Source organism: Providencia rettgeri, from assembly GCF_041075285.1.
GTDB classification, from domain to species: Bacteria; Pseudomonadota; Gammaproteobacteria; order Enterobacterales; family Enterobacteriaceae; genus Providencia; species Providencia rettgeri_G.
The window spans coordinates 2015336-2030412 of sequence record NZ_CP163512.1; the positions used below are offsets into that span (position 1 = coordinate 2015336).

A 15077-nucleotide genomic window follows, 5' to 3' on the forward strand; every position below is an offset into this window, starting at 1 on the left:
TATTAACTACTATTTATCACAATTCATTTACAATTATGCGAAGAGGAATAGGATAAAACAAGGTTAACTTGCTTTAAATTCAAACAGTTAGCAAGGTTAATAACTTTTCACCTGTTAAATAAATAAAAATGTGGAACTGCCGATGACAACGCTTAATAGTTCAAAAAATCAGCAGAAAGACAAATTAAATTCTGTGGTTTTTTTCACTTCCGCTGGTCTAATTCTAGCGTTTTCTTTTTTCACCATCTTGATGACCGAAACAGCAAATCAATGGATCGTCGCCACCCTTGGCTGGGTATCAAAAACTTTTGGTTGGTATTACTTATTAGCCGCGACCTTATACATTGTCTTTGTGATTTTTGTTGCAACATCTCGCTTCGGTAATATCAAACTCGGGCCAGAGCAATCCAAACCAGAATTTAGCGTGCTAAGTTGGTCAGCCATGCTATTTGCTGCGGGGATTGGCATTGACTTAATGTTTTTCTCGGTAGCGGAACCCGTTACCCAATATATGCTGCCGCCAACGGGTGAAGGCGAAACATTAGAAGCAGCTCGTCAGGCGATGGTGTGGACCCTGTTCCACTATGGCCTGACGGGCTGGTCAATGTACGCGTTAATGGGCATTGCCTTAGGTTATTTTAGCTATCGCTACAATTTGCCTTTAACTATTCGTTCAGCCCTCTACCCTATTTTCGGTAAACGTATTGAAGGACCAATTGGTCATACTGTCGATATCGCTGCGGTGTTGGGGACTATTTTTGGTATTGCCACCACCCTTGGGATCGGTGTCGTGCAACTTAATTATGGGTTAAAAGTTCTGTTCGATTTGCCTCAAGGCTTATCGGTTCAAAGTGGCTTAATTTTCCTTTCTGTGGTGATGGCTGTCATTTCTGCCACGTCAGGCGTGAACAAAGGTATACGCGTCTTATCCGAACTTAATGTCTTGCTCGCCTTGGGGCTGATTTTATTTATCTTATTTATCGGCGATACCGAATTCCTACTCAATGCATTAGTGTTAAATGTGGGTGATTACGTTAACCGTTTTATGGGGATGACACTTAACAGCTTTGCATTTGACCGCCCTACTGAGTGGATGAACAGTTGGACACTGTTTTTCTGGGCGTGGTGGGTTGCATGGTCTCCCTTTGTCGGGTTATTCCTTGCGCGTATTTCACGGGGAAGAACGATCCGTCAGTTTGTCATTGGTACCTTAATTATTCCTTTTGTTTTCACACTATTATGGTTATCTATTTTTGGTAATAGTGCACTGTATGAAATTATTCATGGGAATAATGAGCTCGCAAAAACCGTGTTAGAAGCCCCTGAAAAAGGGTTCTACTCCCTCCTCGAACTCTATCCCGGATTTGGCTTAACCGCTTCGCTTGCCACGATCACAGGGTTACTTTTCTATGTGACGTCCGCCGACTCTGGCTCGCTGGTACTGGGTAATTTCACGTCAAAGTTAAGTGATATCAATAATGATGCCCCAAATTGGTTACGTATTTTTTGGTCTGTCACCATTGGCTTACTGACATTGGGTATGCTGATGACCGATGGCGTCGCTGCGTTACAAAATACGACAGTGATCATGGGACTTCCCTTTAGCTTTGTGATTTTCTTTATTATGGCAGGATTATATAAGTCATTAAAAGTAGAAGACTTTAGGCGAGTCAGTTCATTAAATACCAATGCACCTGCACCACTGTATGGCAATGGAACGCTAAACTGGAAGCAGCGTTTAGGTCGCGTGATGAACTTTCCCGGTACGCGCTATACGCAGCGTATGTTGGACTTAGTCTGCATCCCAGCAATGGAAGAAGTGGCAAAAGAATTAACCATCCGCGGGGCTAATGTCACATTTAATATCTTGCCGCCACAAGCCGATGAACGGCTAGATCACTTAGAGCTCACCGTTGACCTCGGTGAAGAGCAAAGCTTTATTTACCAAGTGTGGCCACAGCGTTATTCTGTTCCCGGCTTTACCTATCGTGCCCGTTCGGGTAAATCCCATTATTTCCGCTTGGAAACCTTCTTATGGGAGGGGTCGCAAGGCAATGATTTAATGGATTACACCAAAGAGCAGGTAATCAGTGACATTCTCGATCAGTACGAAAAACATATGAATTTCATTCATTTGAGTCGAGAATCTCCCGGGGCAACGCTCACCTTCCCTGAAACTGTTTAAGCCAATAAATAAGGGAGCCTAGCTCCCTTGAGGTTGTTGACAAAGTGGGAGAAAAGCGTGGTTTTTCCCACTTTGTGTTATCAGGCGAAAATCAATATATTGATTTTCCTTGTTTATTTTCAATAACCTATCCAACCTGCCGCCAAACATGTTATGTTTGTCAGCAGTCTGAAGGGAGCCTAGCTCCCTTATCATTTAAAAATCAATGATTAAAAAATTAATCATGTCCCCTAGCATACTCCAACATCTTTTTCATTTGCTGGCGATCGTTCATCCATGGCGTTGCTCTTGGGCATCCGGCTCCTGTTGGGTTAACATCACAAACATTAAAACGTCGAAACACGGCATTTTCGTCTGCATCACGCTGCTCAAGTAGAGCTTGATAACTTTGTTCTTCTGGCGGAAGTTTCTTTTGGGGATCAAAGACAAACTTTTGCTCTGACTGTAATTTTTCAATCCCTTGGTAGTTTTGATTAAACTGGCGATCAGCGGGTGATTTCTCTTTAAAGGTAAAGTCGTTGGCAAAGCCATAAGAAGTGAAACAAAAAAAGATAACAAAAATAACTCTATTAAACATATGGATATCCTACAATGTCGATAAGTTTACATTATACCCTCCTAAGTAGTAACACCCAGTAATGATTGAAACTTAATTCATAATATATTTAATATTCAAATAGATAATTAACTTTAGTTATTGAATCAATTGATTGATACATTTTCGACCGTTAATTGAGTGTGCATACTTGTAAGCTGATTAACATCTGCTTTAGTTTTAATTCCTTTTGCAAACTCAGCAGTGAATTCTCTCCGTTTTTTCTCATCCATAATCAGAATAGTGCTGTAACCTATTAGATTACTAACAATTTTTAATCTTGTTCCATCCGCTACTTTTGATAAAAGTAACCTTGCCCTACCAATCATTTGATTCACCTATGGGGTAAAAAACTCACTTTATATCACTTAATCGGCGGGAGGATAGACGATGAGTAAAACATATTTTGGACCTTATATTGATGTCAGTGTCGATGCAACTTGGAACGATTGGCAAAATTACCCGAATGGTCGACCTAATGCGAAATACAGCCAAGCAGCTATCAAATATGGGGTTGATATTCTTTACCTTGGTTTCTTAACCGCAACCCGTGATAAACAAGCGGCATGGGCCGCGCAACCGACGATGCCTATTAGCTGGGCAAAACCCTTAACTGATGAACTTATTGATGGTGGCGTTAAAGTGGCCGTTTCATTTGGCGGGGCGGCAAACCAAGATGTATCGTTAGTACAAACGCAAGAGCAGTTGATTGCAACATACCAAGAGGCCATTAATATACTAGGCGCATCGCATATCGATTTAGATTTTGAAAACGGTCTTTATGATGCAGATAATGCATTTTCTGCATTAAAAGTGATTATCAAAAATAACCCGCAAATCACCCTCAGTTTAACCTTACCCACCCTACCGACGGGGTTGACAAGTACAGGATTAGCATTGGTCAAAAAATCAGTGGATGCGGGTTTAGTGATGAAAGTAAATGGCATGGCGATGGATTATTATGACCCTAATATCAGTAGCCTAGGTGACGCTGCCATTAAAGCAGCGATCAGCATTAAGAACCAATTAAAGCCATTCTACCCAACAGTTGATGATAAACAACTGTATGATTATGTTCAAATTACACCGATGATTGGCTTAAATGATGATCTCGCCATGTTCAGTTTCCATGATGCCGATATTTTAAGTGAATTTGCTAAAAGAATCGGCTTGAACCTTGTTTCAATGTGGAGCCTAACACGCGATCGTCCAGGCAATAAACCTTACCCAGAGGCCACCAGTTCAGGCAACCCCGAGCAAACCCATGAATTTGAATACACGGCGTTATTTACCCAAAAACTGAACAGGTAAATCTCTCGATATCAACCATATTATGGATAATGATGATATCCCATTTTTTCTGAAATACGGCGGCCTGACGCTTTTAGCAGTTGCACATAATGGTCAAGTTGCTGCTCATCAAACCGAATGGTAGGGAACGAAATGGATAGCCCTGCCACAACATGCCCTAAACGGTCGTATACTGGCACCGCGATGCAACGTAAGCCTAACTCTTGTTCTTCTCTATCCTGTGCATAATGGCATTCACGTACCTCAGCTAGCTCCACCAGCAAATCATCAAGGTTTAAAATGGTGGTATCCGTTTTTTGGGTAAACGACTCATCTTTTAACGCCAAACGAATAGCTTCTTCATCTTGCCAAGCCAGTAAAATTTTACCTATCGCAGTGCAATACAACGGGTTACGGCGGCCGACTCGCGAATACATCCGCAAGTTATAGCTAGAATCAATTTTATGGATATAAATAATGGCATCTTCATCTAATGCCCCTAAATGCACCGCCTCATGGGTTATTTGCCCAATATGGCGCATTTCCTTATCCGCAATTTCAATGAGATCCACATATTCAAGGGACTTTGCACCTAGCTCAAAGAGTTTCAAAGTGAGTGAGTACTTATCAGCCTCTCCCTGTTGTTCCACATAGCCCAGTTGTTTCATGGTTTGCAAAAAACGAAAAGTGGTGGCTTTTGACATCAATAAGCGCTGGGATAGCTCGGAAACACCGATCTCTTTTTGTTCCCCTAACGCGCTGAGAATACTAAACACTTTCACCACTGCGGATACGGCATCAGTTTGAGTTGTCTTATCCATCTTGTTGTATTCATCCTAATAGATTGGCCTTGATAATATCACAAAGCCAATTAAAACCATGCGATAGGCCATAGCATAATTGGCGAACCTCACAAAAACAAGAATAGGGATTCATTATTTTTAAAACAGCGTTTCATTTTTATTGAAGTTCTGAATCAAATGCGTTTTAATAACCTTATTAAGTTAGTAATCGATAACTCAGCCCTAATCGTACAGGTGATAAATATGAGTACAGATCCGCAAGTTGCCGTCATTGGCGAATGCATGGTTGAATTGCAAAAGTCGGGGGAGCTGTATAAGCAAACCTTTGGTGGGGATACGCTTAATACCGCGCTATACCTGTCTCGCTTAACAAAAAACCAAGGTGTGACGACCCGTTATATCACCGGTTTAGGGAAAGACCCATTCAGCCAGCAAATGCTAACAAGTTGGCAGCAAGAAGGGATCAATACTGATGACGTGTTTATTTCTGATAAGCACTTACCAGGTATGTATTTAATTGAAACCTCCGCCGATGGCGAACGCCGTTTCTTTTATTGGCGTGATAACGCTGCCGCCAAATTTTGGTTGGATGAAAACAGTCAAGCACGTACACAGCAACTTCTTAATTCACAACAATTTATTTATCTAAGTGGTATCAGCTTAGCCATTTTACCTGACACTGCTCGCCAGCTTTTAATGGGCATTTTGCAACAGGCTAAACAGCATGGGGCGAAAATTGTGTTTGATAATAATTATCGTCCTGCACTTTGGCCGTCAAAAGAAGCCGCAAAACAAGCGTATCAACAAATCTTGCTGTTAACCGATATCGCTTTTCTCACCTTTGATGATGAGCAACAACTGTATGGGGATTGCCATGAAATCGAAGCCATCGCACGTACACAGCTGTATGGAGTGAATGAGATTGTGATCAAGCGCGGTGCTGAACCCTGCTATGTGATCATCAATAATGAACGTTATGAAGTACCAGCGAATAAAGTCAGCCATGTGGTTGATACCACTGCCGCAGGGGATTCGTTCAGTGCGGGTTACCTTGCCTGTCGTATTTTGGGCGGAACACCTTGTGACGCTGCCAAAACTGGCCACTTATTGGCGGGAACCGTTATCCAACACCGGGGAGCGATTATTCCGACCGAGGCCATGCCAACCACCGATTTAGGAAAATGTTAAGGGGCTTTAGCTATGAATCAATTAATTGAAAGAATTAAAAAACTGAACGTTGTTCCCGTGATCACTATCAATAATGCAGAACATGGCGCACCGCTTGCTAAAGCCTTGGTGGAAAATGGTCTGCCGTGTGCTGAAGTCACTTTCCGTACCCCTGCTGCTGTGCAGGCGATTAAAAATATGCGCGCCGCCTACCCTGAGTTATTGATTGCAGCAGGTACCGTGTTAACCACTGAACAAGTCGACCAAGCTATTGAAGCAGGTGTAGACTTTATTGTCAGCCCAGGTTTTAACCCCAAAATCGTCGCCTATTGCCAACAAAAACAGGTGATTATTATTCCGGGAGTGAATAACCCAAGTTTAGTGGAGCAAGCCCTTGAATTTAATCTGACCACCTTAAAATTTTTCCCAGCAGAAGCCTCTGGTGGCGTTGCGATGCTAAAAGCCCTCAGCGCAGTTTACCCCGTGAAATTTATGCCAACGGGCGGTATCGGCGTGAAAAATATTAAAGAATACACCACCTTACCTTCGGTGCTAGTCTGTGGCGGCTCTTGGATGGTACCAAATGAATTAATTGACAGTGAAAACTGGCAAGCGCTTGGCAAGTTAATCGCCGAAGCAGCAACACTTTAATTAACAATAAAAATCTCGTCGTCGTCATTATGCCCTTATCTTTTCGTAAGGGCTTTTTATTGAAGAACTATATAGAATAAATACTCGCTGATCTTATCCTTATCGAATAGTGAATGAATTAGCCTTATATTTTAATTCAACATATAAGGCTAAAACTGAACCAGTTTCTAGATCGGAAACTCAATAGGCATTAAATGATTGGCAAACTAACCAATAAAGCGGGTTAATTGTAACCGCAACATCTCATTTTCACGCCGTAGCATTTCATTTTGATCCATCAGGCTCATGGCCATTGCGATACCCGGCCAATCAATTTCTAGCTCATGGTAAAGACGCACCGCCTTTTTCACGATGATCACCGCTTGGTCGTCGAACAACCATTCGCGTGTTGTTTCAATGGGTTGAACTATTCCTAGCCCAACAATCTCCTGTAATTCGTCTTCGGCGATGCCTGTATGAATACAGAAATCAATAACGGTTAGTGTGGTTAACTGTTCCATTATTTTCCTCCCCAATTCTTGCGCGGGTCAAAGTTCTTCTGAGTTTCCGCTAATTTCTGCCACAGTACTTTCGATTCATCATCACTGCTTTGCGGCATCACAATTTTGATAATTGCGTATAAATCACCTGCAATACCCTTATGTTTCAGCCCCTTACCTTTAAATCGTAATTTTTGCCCTGCTTGGCTATTGGCTGGCACAGTGATCAGGATGGGGTCTTTTAAGGTAGGGATAGTAATTTTAGTCCCCAGTGCCGCTTCCCAAGGTGCTAATGGCACAACCACTTCTAAATCATGGCCTTTAATATCGAACAATGGGTGTGGTGCAATACGGATAGTTATCCATAGGTCACCATTTTCTCCTCCATTTTCCCCTGGGGTTCCTTGTCCTTTTAAGCGAATGCGTTGCCCATCAACTACACCAGCAGGTAGAGTCACATTGAGTGTTTTGGGAATTTCATTTTCGATAAAACCAAAAGCGTTATAGACCGGTAAGTGATAACTGATGGTGCGTTTATGTGACTCTTGGCTCTCTTCTAAAAAAATCGCCAGTTCAACTTCGAGGTCATGGCCACGATGGCGGCGAGCCTGCCTTGTCCCTGCGCCACCTGCACGTTGAGAAAACATTGAGGAAAAAATATCATCAAAATCCCCTGCACCAAAACCTTGCTGGGAGTACGAATAACCTTGCTGGCCTTGGGCTCCTTGGTTGAAATAGGGATCATTTCGATGCTCCCACATTTCATCGTATTCTGCACGCTTTTCCTTGTCACTGAGTACCGCCCACGCTTCTGCGATTTCCTTAAAGCGAGCCTCCGCATCAGGCTCTTTACTGACATCGGGGTGGTATTTACGTGCTAAACGACGATATGCCGTCTTAATCGTCTTCAAATCATCGGTGCGATTTACACCCATGATGCTGTAATAATCCTTTAGTTCCATAGTCATATCTCGTTCACTTGTCTGTTGAATAGAGTGCTTATGGTGTCTAACCGTACTGTTTATATAGGCTAAACATAACGACTTACCTTGGATTTAACTTAAGACATTTATATGCTAATTGGAATAGCATCACCATGATAAATATTAAATATATTGAGGAATCGTGACGAGGCGAATCGATAAAATGCCATAAAAACAGGAAATTTTCGCTATTTAGCGCTAAACCTATAAGAGAGTTCACTACTTACAAGAGAAAAACCTATGGATGCCATCGCCAGTCGCCTGAACTATAAAGTGAATTTTGCCATTTCTGTTGAGGATTTTATTCGGTTAATTCTTCAGTCACCGTTTAAAGAAATCGTATCAACCGATAACATAACTCAATTAGACGCAATGCTTAATAATGCAGATTTATTGATTAGTGTATGGGATGAAGATCAGGTGGTGGGATTTGTCCGCGCGGTCACCGATTTTAGTTCTTGCTGTTATCTCTGCGAACTTGCCATTGATACCAATTATCAAAAGCACGGTATCGACCGTTATTTGATACGCCTTGTCGCTGAAGAGCTCCCTGCCAACTGCCAGATTGTATTTTTTTCGACCGACAGCAACCTTACCGAATACCTAAAACTGGGGTTCACTCAATCTCCTCGAGCTTGGCACACCACCGCAGAGACCTATTTAGCGAAATCCGCCTATGGGGATTGATATTAATGAGTGAATGAAAAAAGCATTTTAAAGATCATTTGCCAATATGGTCTTTAAGGTGCTCATACAATAAATTCACGAAAATTCTTTTAACTCCCATGCGATGCTTTAAGCAATTTATACATAATAAACTCAAAAAAATTCTCTTAGCGCCGATGCGATGCTTTAAGCAATTCACACATAACAAATTCAGAAAAAATCTTTTAGTCCTGCACCAATGCCTAAAGAATAAATTCAAATAAATACCCTTAACTCCGATGCGATGCTCTAAATAATTTACACATAATAAATTCAAGAAAATTCTCTTAGCGCCGATGCGATGTTTTAAGTAATTCACACATAATAAATTCAGAAAAAATCTTTTAGCTCTGCACCGATGACTAAAGAATAAATTCAAATAAATACCCTTAACTCCGATGCGATGCTCTAAATAATTTACACATAATAAATTCAAGAAAATTCTCTTAGCGCCGATGCGATGTTTTAAGTAATTCACACATAATAAATTCAGAAAAAATCTTTTAGCTCTGCACCGATGACTAAAGAATAAATTCAAATAAATACCCTTAACTCCGATGCGATGCTCTAAATAATTTACACATAATAAATTCAAGAAAATTCTCTTAGCGCCGATGCGATGTTTTAAGTAATTCACACATAATAAATTCAGAAAAAATCTTTTAGCTCTGCACCGATGACTAAAGAATAAATTCAAATAAATACCCTTAACTCCGATGCGATGCTCTAAATAATTTACACATAATAAATTCAAGAAAATTCTCTTAGCGCCGATGCGATGTTTTAAGTAATTCACACATAATAAATTCAGAAAAAATCTTTTAGCTCTGCACCGATGACTAAAGAATAAATTCAAATAAATACCCTTAACTCCGATGCGATGCTCTAAATAATTCGTGCTACAGCTAGGCGGCGAATGAGTTTAGCCCTAGGAGCATACATAAGTATGTGACTAGGGTGAACTCATGAAGCCAACAACGCTGTGGTGCGAAGTATGACGAGCATCTTGTTTGAAGCGAAGTATGACGAGCATCTTGTTTGAAGCGAAGTATGACGAGCATCATTTGAGACGGCCACGGAGGCGCTTAATAGCCTGACTATGCAACTGACTCACCCTCGACTCCCCCACCTCCAGCACCGCACCGATCTCCTTCAGATTCAGCTCCTCTTGATAATACAGCGTCAGCACCATCTTCTCGCGCTCTGGCAATTGCTCTATCGCCGCCGCAATCTGGTCGCGTAAACTGGAATCTAACAACAAACTCAGTGGGTTGCCGCCATCGTTCTCATCCATTTGTGGCTCGCAGCTTTCCCCGTGAATTTCGTGCCACTCATCGTAGGAAAACAGTTGGCTATTATTGGTATCAAGCAGCGCTTGGCGATATTCCGCAAGGTCGATATCCAGCGCTTTAGCAATTTCTGGCTCCGTCGCACTGCGCCCTAACGATTGCTCCAGTGCGCCAATAGCTTTGGTCATTTCCCTTGCTTGGCGACGTACACTGCGCGGCACCCAGTCGCGGCTGCGCAATTCATCTAACATCGAACCACGAATTCGCTGTACCGCATAGGTGGCGAACGATGCCCCTTGGGTAATATCGAAACGTTCCAATGCATGCAGTAAACCAATCCCCCCTGCTTGAATTAGGTCATCAATATCAACACTGGCGGGTAGTCTAACTTGCAGTTTCAGGGCTTCGTGGCGTATTAGAGGGTAATAACGCTCCCATAGGCTATTTTTATTAATCACACCTTCGGCAGTATACAAATCACTCACAACCTGAATCACCCTTCAAGCTTTAAAAAGGTATTCATTATCTGTGTTGGTTTTGATTTCAATCCGTAGAGTAAGGCACTAAATATGGCTTTATTTGCCTTATCCTAAATAGATAAAATTTGAATGATTGCAATGTTAATGGTTGTTTTAACTTAATTTTTAGAGAATTTTATAGGTAATACAAGCGGGCGTGGTTGTTTTATTGAGATGCCATTTTTGATTTAAAGGAGATTATCTTTAGGGTTTGATTGTATTTTCCTTTTAGCATTAAAAAAACAAATTGAATCCCTTAAATAATTTAAGTTGTAGGTAGGCGGCAAGTGAAGATATCTCGATGAGCGTACATAAGTACGTGATTCGAGTAGCTGAACGCAGCCAACACCCCTACGGCTTAAAGGATGACAGGGATTTAAATAATTCGAGTTGTAGGAAGGCGGCAAATAAGTTTATACCGATGAGCGTACACAAGTACGTGATTCGGATGAACTTATGAAGCCAACAACGCTATGGTGCGAAATATGACGGATAATATGACGGGCAAAGAAAAGGCCAGCAATGCTGGCCTTTAATCTCAAAAACCAATCACGAATTAACGTAACAGGCTTAAAACACCTTGTGGAACTTGGTTAGCTTGCGCCAACACAGCAGTACCTGCTTGTTGCAGGATCTGGCCACGGCTCATGTTAGACACTTCAGTTGCGAAGTCAGCATCTTCGATACGGCTACGTGCTGCGCTCAGGTTATTAACAGAGTTGTTCAGGTTGTTGATGGTAGATTGTAGACGGTTTTGAATCGCACCTAAGTCTGAACGGAAGTTATCAACTTTAGCTAGAGCCTTGTCTAACGCATCCAAAGGCAAATCATTAATAGTCATTTTTACTTCATTAGTGGTATTTTTTACTTCAGCTTTTGGTGCAGCGCTTAAAGTTCCATCTGTAGTTTCAATCGTTGCTTCTGTATAAGTAGTTTTACCATCCTTAACAGTTTTGACAATATAATTACCTGTATCTTCTGTTCCATTGGAATTCATTTTTTGATAAATTGTTTGACCTTGAGTAAGTCCTTCTAATTCTACGTTTTTCTTAATATCAATTTCAGTTGTTCCATCCTTTGGATCTAACCCTTTACCTGCAACTTCCATTTTAGTGATTTGTTTACCAATTTGACTTCCTTTTGATAAATCAAAATCGCCTAATTCTAATGTATCTTTGTTAATAGCTTGTAAATCAATAGCTATAGTTTCGCTATCATTAGAACCTACTTGAATTTTCATTGAAGTATTTTTGCTCAGAACTTTTACGCCGTTAAATTGCGTTTGTTCAGAGATACGATTGATCTCATCCATACGTTGTTTAACTTCCGCTTGGATAGACTTAGTATCTGATTCTGAATTTGTTCCGTTTTGTGCTTGAACAGTTAATTCACGAATACGTTGTAAGTTATCGTTGATTTCGTTAACCGCGCCTTCCGCCGTTTGTGCGATAGAGATACCGTCGTTAGCATTACGTGCTGCTTGGGTTAACCCTTTTACGTTAGCCGTAAAACGGTTAGCGATGGCTTGGCCTGCGGCATCGTCTTTTGCGCTGTTGATACGTGAACCGGAAGATAAACGTTCAATCGCCGTACCTAATACGCCTTGTGAACGGTTTAAGTTGTTCTGAGTAGTCAGAGACAAAATGTTAGTGTTAATCACTTGTGCCATGGTAATGTCCTTGTTATTCAAATTAATATGTTAAGCCTATGGGCTTAACTGGGTGATTTTCGTCAGCAATATGTTTATCGGCTGTAACTAAATCCCCTTTAGGCTTTTTGCATAAAAATTTCATCAAAAATGGCAAAACCTGCACGGGAACTCGCTTTTAGCTTCACTATTTTGTTTTGAATTATTTTATTTTTATCAATTTTCTTATTATTTAATCCCAATAAGGATAATTACCTCGATTTACTTGGTCTCTTCTTGCCATCGTTGTTTTTCAGAATAGTCTAAAATTTTCCTCCCTTTTGCCGATAAGACTCTAAATAGACTCTATTTCAGAGTTAATGACACAGGCATAGACTCTAAATCATTCGGGTTGCAGGTAGGCGACAAGTGAAGATAGACCGATGAGCATACACAAGTATGTGATTCGGCTATCTGAACGCAGTCAACACCCCTGCAGCTTGAAGGATGACGAGAATAGCGTAGGAGAAAACATGGCAGGAATATCCACACTCGGTATCGGGTCAAACTTAGACTTAAATGTACAAATGGATCAGCTTGAAGCGATGGAGCGCCGTCGTTTGGAGCCATTAACCACCCAAAAAGCCAGTTATGACGCGCAAATTAGCGCCTATGGCAAAATGCAGTCATCCTTAGAGAAACTGAAAAAAGCCGCAGAAGACTTAAAAAAATATGGCGATATCAGCACGACTAAAGTGACTGGCGAATATAAAGCCTTTGATGTGAAAACGGATGGTAAAGCCGTAGCTGGGGTGCATGATGTGTTAGTTACCCAGTTGGCAAAGGCGCAAACTATCGCCACCAAAGGCACCCCAAACAATAGCAATAAAGAGTTGCTGGGCAATGGTGCGCCTGAAAGAACAATCACCATCACCCAACCGTCACAAAAAGAAGATAAAGATAAAATCGTTATCAAATTAGATAACGAGCACACCTCACTGATTGAAATTGCCGATGCCATTAATAAAACCGATAAAGGCGTTTCGGCATCAGTTATTAAAGACAAAGACAATATTTACCACCTTGTCGTGACCTCCAAAAAAGAAGGTACTGAAAACCGTATTAGCATCAATGTGGAAGGGGATGACAAACTTGCCGCTATTCTTAATGTTGAATCTGACGTTGATGCGGATGGTAAAGTTACCTTAAAAAATGCAGACAGCATTGGTATGGTGCAAAAAGTTGCCCCACAAACTGCCTTACTGGAAATTGATGGTTTCAAATTAGAATCACAAACCAATGAAGCCAAGGACTTATTTCCGGGCTTAACCCTCACCCTAAAAAAAGAAAGCGAAGACGGTAAAGCGGACCATTTAATCGTTTCTGAAGATATCGAACCCGCTAAAGCGAAAATTAAAGCGTGGGTGGATGCCTATAATGAATTCCAAACCTTAGCCAAAGAGCTCACCAAATACACCCCAACGGAAAAAGGCACCGCCCCCGATAAAACCAATGGCCCACTGATTGGTGACTCCACGCTGCGCATGATCCAAAGCACTTTGCGCACCCAAGTTCGTTCACCACAAGCTAGCGGTGAAATTGATTTACTGAATAAAATGGGGATCAAGCAAAAACTGGATGGTACTTTAGAAATAGAAGATAAAAAGCTGGATAAAGCGCTCAAAGAGAACCCATCCAGCGTCAAAGTATTTTTTGCCGGTGACGGCAAGGAAACCGGTTTTGCGACTGAAAACTTTAACTACCTAAAAGATACCTTAGACAGCAAAGAAGGCACACTACATAACGCCACTGATGGTATTCAAAAGAAAAAGAAAAGCTTAGACAAACGGATTGAGCAAACCAATAAGCAAATCGAAAACACCATGGATATGTACCGCCGTCAGTTCCAAAACTTGGACAAAATGATGACATCGCTCAACAGCACCAGTAACTCCTTAGGCCGACTTTTAGGTTAATACTTTAGGTTAAAAAATATGTATCAACGTCACGCACAGCAAGCCTATCAGCAAGTCGATTTGGAAAGTGAAATCACCAACGCGACCCCGTATCAGCTGATCCAAATCCTGTTTAAAGGGGCGCTAAGTGCCCTGAAACGCGGGGAGATTTTTATGCAGCAAGGTAAGGTGGCGGAAAAAGGTAAAGAAATCTCAAAAGCTATCGACATCATTGACACTGGGTTAAAGCAGTCGTTAAATTATGACGCTGGCGGCGAACTTGCGGAAAATTTAGCAAGTTTGTATGAGTATATGACAATGCAGCTACTCCGTGCCAACCTCGAAAACAACGTGGCTTATGTCCAAGAAGTTTACCAATTACTCTCCGATATCGCCTCTGCATGGCAACAAATCGGTGCAAATGTGGATGAAAGATAATCAGGTGGACAATAAAAATCCTATCGATTTACATGAAATATACCGTAATGTCTTAGTATTAAGTGAAAATTTAGTTGCCTTGGCGCAATCTGGGGAATGGGAGACGTTGGTCTCCCGCGAGACAGAGTATGTCCTTGCGGTGGAAAACCTCACCGCATTAACGCAAGCGTTCGAAGAACAGCAGCCAATCACTGAGGAATTTATTCAGTTATTGCATAAAATTATTGAAAATGAACGTGTGACTAAAGAATATTTACAGCAGCATTTAAATTTTTTAAGTAAAGAAATTAAGCAGTTAGACCAAAAACGGGTACTCAATAACAGCTATGGGCAATTTGATGAGCCTGATACCCCGTTAGTCATTCGCCCCATGGAATAGCTTTTGTGTGTCA

15 protein-coding genes are annotated in these 15077 nt (G+C 41.3%); 8 read left to right on the plus strand and 7 right to left on the minus strand.

All coding sequences use genetic code 11. The annotated features are described in order from the left end of the window. The first annotated feature begins 142 nt into the window (after positions 1–142). The gene (locus AB6N04_RS09185; RefSeq protein ID WP_369311646.1) at positions 143–2185 is read left to right on the plus strand and encodes a choline transporter; all 2043 of its coding nucleotides are present in this window, start codon (positions 143–145) and stop codon (positions 2183–2185) included. Positions 2186–2402: 217 nt separating this feature from the next. Here AB6N04_RS09185 and AB6N04_RS09190 read toward each other — a convergent pair whose 3' ends face one another. Further along, entirely contained in the window at positions 2403–2762 is a 360-nt protein-coding gene (locus AB6N04_RS09190; protein WP_369311648.1) for a hypothetical protein, read from the minus strand. A 125-nt stretch (positions 2763–2887) separates the two neighbouring features. Then, positions 2888–3109 (minus strand): hypothetical protein, encoded by a 222-nt coding sequence (locus AB6N04_RS09195; protein WP_369312208.1) that lies wholly within the window; start codon positions 3107–3109, stop codon positions 2888–2890. A 61-nt stretch (positions 3110–3170) separates the two neighbouring features. Here AB6N04_RS09195 and AB6N04_RS09200 point away from each other — a divergent pair, with 61 nt between their 5' ends. Further along, positions 3171–4091: a chitinase gene (locus tag AB6N04_RS09200; protein ID WP_369311650.1), complete on the plus strand. Its 921-nt coding sequence runs from the start codon at positions 3171–3173 to the stop codon at positions 4089–4091. Positions 4092–4111: 20 nt separating this feature from the next. On the opposite strand, the gene kdgR is transcribed toward AB6N04_RS09200, so the two are convergent. Continuing rightward, positions 4112–4891 (minus strand): DNA-binding transcriptional regulator KdgR, encoded by a 780-nt coding sequence (gene kdgR / locus AB6N04_RS09205; protein ID WP_369311652.1) that lies wholly within the window; start codon positions 4889–4891, stop codon positions 4112–4114. A gap of 225 nt (positions 4892–5116) precedes the next feature. Here kdgR and AB6N04_RS09210 point away from each other — a divergent pair, with 225 nt between their 5' ends. Then, positions 5117–6061: a sugar kinase gene (locus tag AB6N04_RS09210; RefSeq protein ID WP_369311654.1), complete on the plus strand. Its 945-nt coding sequence runs from the start codon at positions 5117–5119 to the stop codon at positions 6059–6061. Between the two features lie 12 nt (positions 6062–6073). After that, a complete protein-coding gene (locus AB6N04_RS09215; protein WP_369311656.1) occupies positions 6074–6691 on the plus strand; it encodes a bifunctional 4-hydroxy-2-oxoglutarate aldolase/2-dehydro-3-deoxy-phosphogluconate aldolase in 618 nt (205 codons plus the stop codon). Between the two features lie 206 nt (positions 6692–6897). On the opposite strand, the gene AB6N04_RS09220 is transcribed toward AB6N04_RS09215, so the two are convergent. Together AB6N04_RS09220 and cbpA are read right to left on the minus strand one after the other, a co-directional pair. After that, positions 6898–7191 (minus strand): chaperone modulator CbpM, encoded by a 294-nt coding sequence (locus AB6N04_RS09220; RefSeq protein WP_369311658.1) that lies wholly within the window; start codon positions 7189–7191, stop codon positions 6898–6900. Further along, a complete protein-coding gene (gene cbpA / locus AB6N04_RS09225) occupies positions 7191–8132 on the minus strand; it encodes a curved DNA-binding protein (protein ID WP_369311660.1) in 942 nt (313 codons plus the stop codon). The genes AB6N04_RS09220 and cbpA overlap by 1 nt, the downstream gene beginning before the upstream one ends. Before the next feature lie 261 nt (positions 8133–8393). Between cbpA and AB6N04_RS09230 the strand changes: the two genes are divergently transcribed. Continuing rightward, complete coding sequence (locus AB6N04_RS09230; RefSeq protein WP_369311662.1) at positions 8394–8840, plus strand: GNAT family N-acetyltransferase; 447 nt, start codon at positions 8394–8396, stop codon at positions 8838–8840. A 1078-nt stretch (positions 8841–9918) separates the two neighbouring features. On the opposite strand, the gene AB6N04_RS09235 is transcribed toward AB6N04_RS09230, so the two are convergent. Further along, positions 9919–10632 carry an RNA polymerase sigma factor FliA gene (locus AB6N04_RS09235; protein WP_369311664.1) on the minus strand — a complete coding sequence of 238 codons (714 nt, stop codon included), beginning with the start codon at positions 10630–10632 and terminating at the stop codon, positions 9919–9921. A 589-nt stretch (positions 10633–11221) separates the two neighbouring features. Then, entirely contained in the window at positions 11222–12334 is a 1113-nt protein-coding gene (locus AB6N04_RS09240) for a FliC/FljB family flagellin (RefSeq protein ID WP_369311666.1), read from the minus strand. Positions 12335–12825: 491 nt separating this feature from the next. Here AB6N04_RS09240 and fliD point away from each other — a divergent pair, with 491 nt between their 5' ends. From fliD to fliT, 3 genes are read left to right on the plus strand one after another with little or no spacing between them, the layout of a single operon-like run. Then, a complete protein-coding gene (gene fliD, locus AB6N04_RS09245) occupies positions 12826–14268 on the plus strand; it encodes a flagellar filament capping protein FliD (RefSeq protein ID WP_369311668.1) in 1443 nt (480 codons plus the stop codon). Between the two features lie 18 nt (positions 14269–14286). After that, entirely contained in the window at positions 14287–14685 is a 399-nt protein-coding gene (gene fliS / locus AB6N04_RS09250; protein WP_272573697.1) for a flagellar export chaperone FliS, read from the plus strand. Continuing rightward, positions 14675–15064 carry a flagellar protein FliT gene (fliT, locus tag AB6N04_RS09255; protein WP_369311670.1) on the plus strand — a complete coding sequence of 130 codons (390 nt, stop codon included), beginning with the start codon at positions 14675–14677 and terminating at the stop codon, positions 15062–15064. The genes fliS and fliT overlap by 11 nt, the downstream gene beginning before the upstream one ends. Positions 15065–15077: the final 13 nt, after the last annotated feature.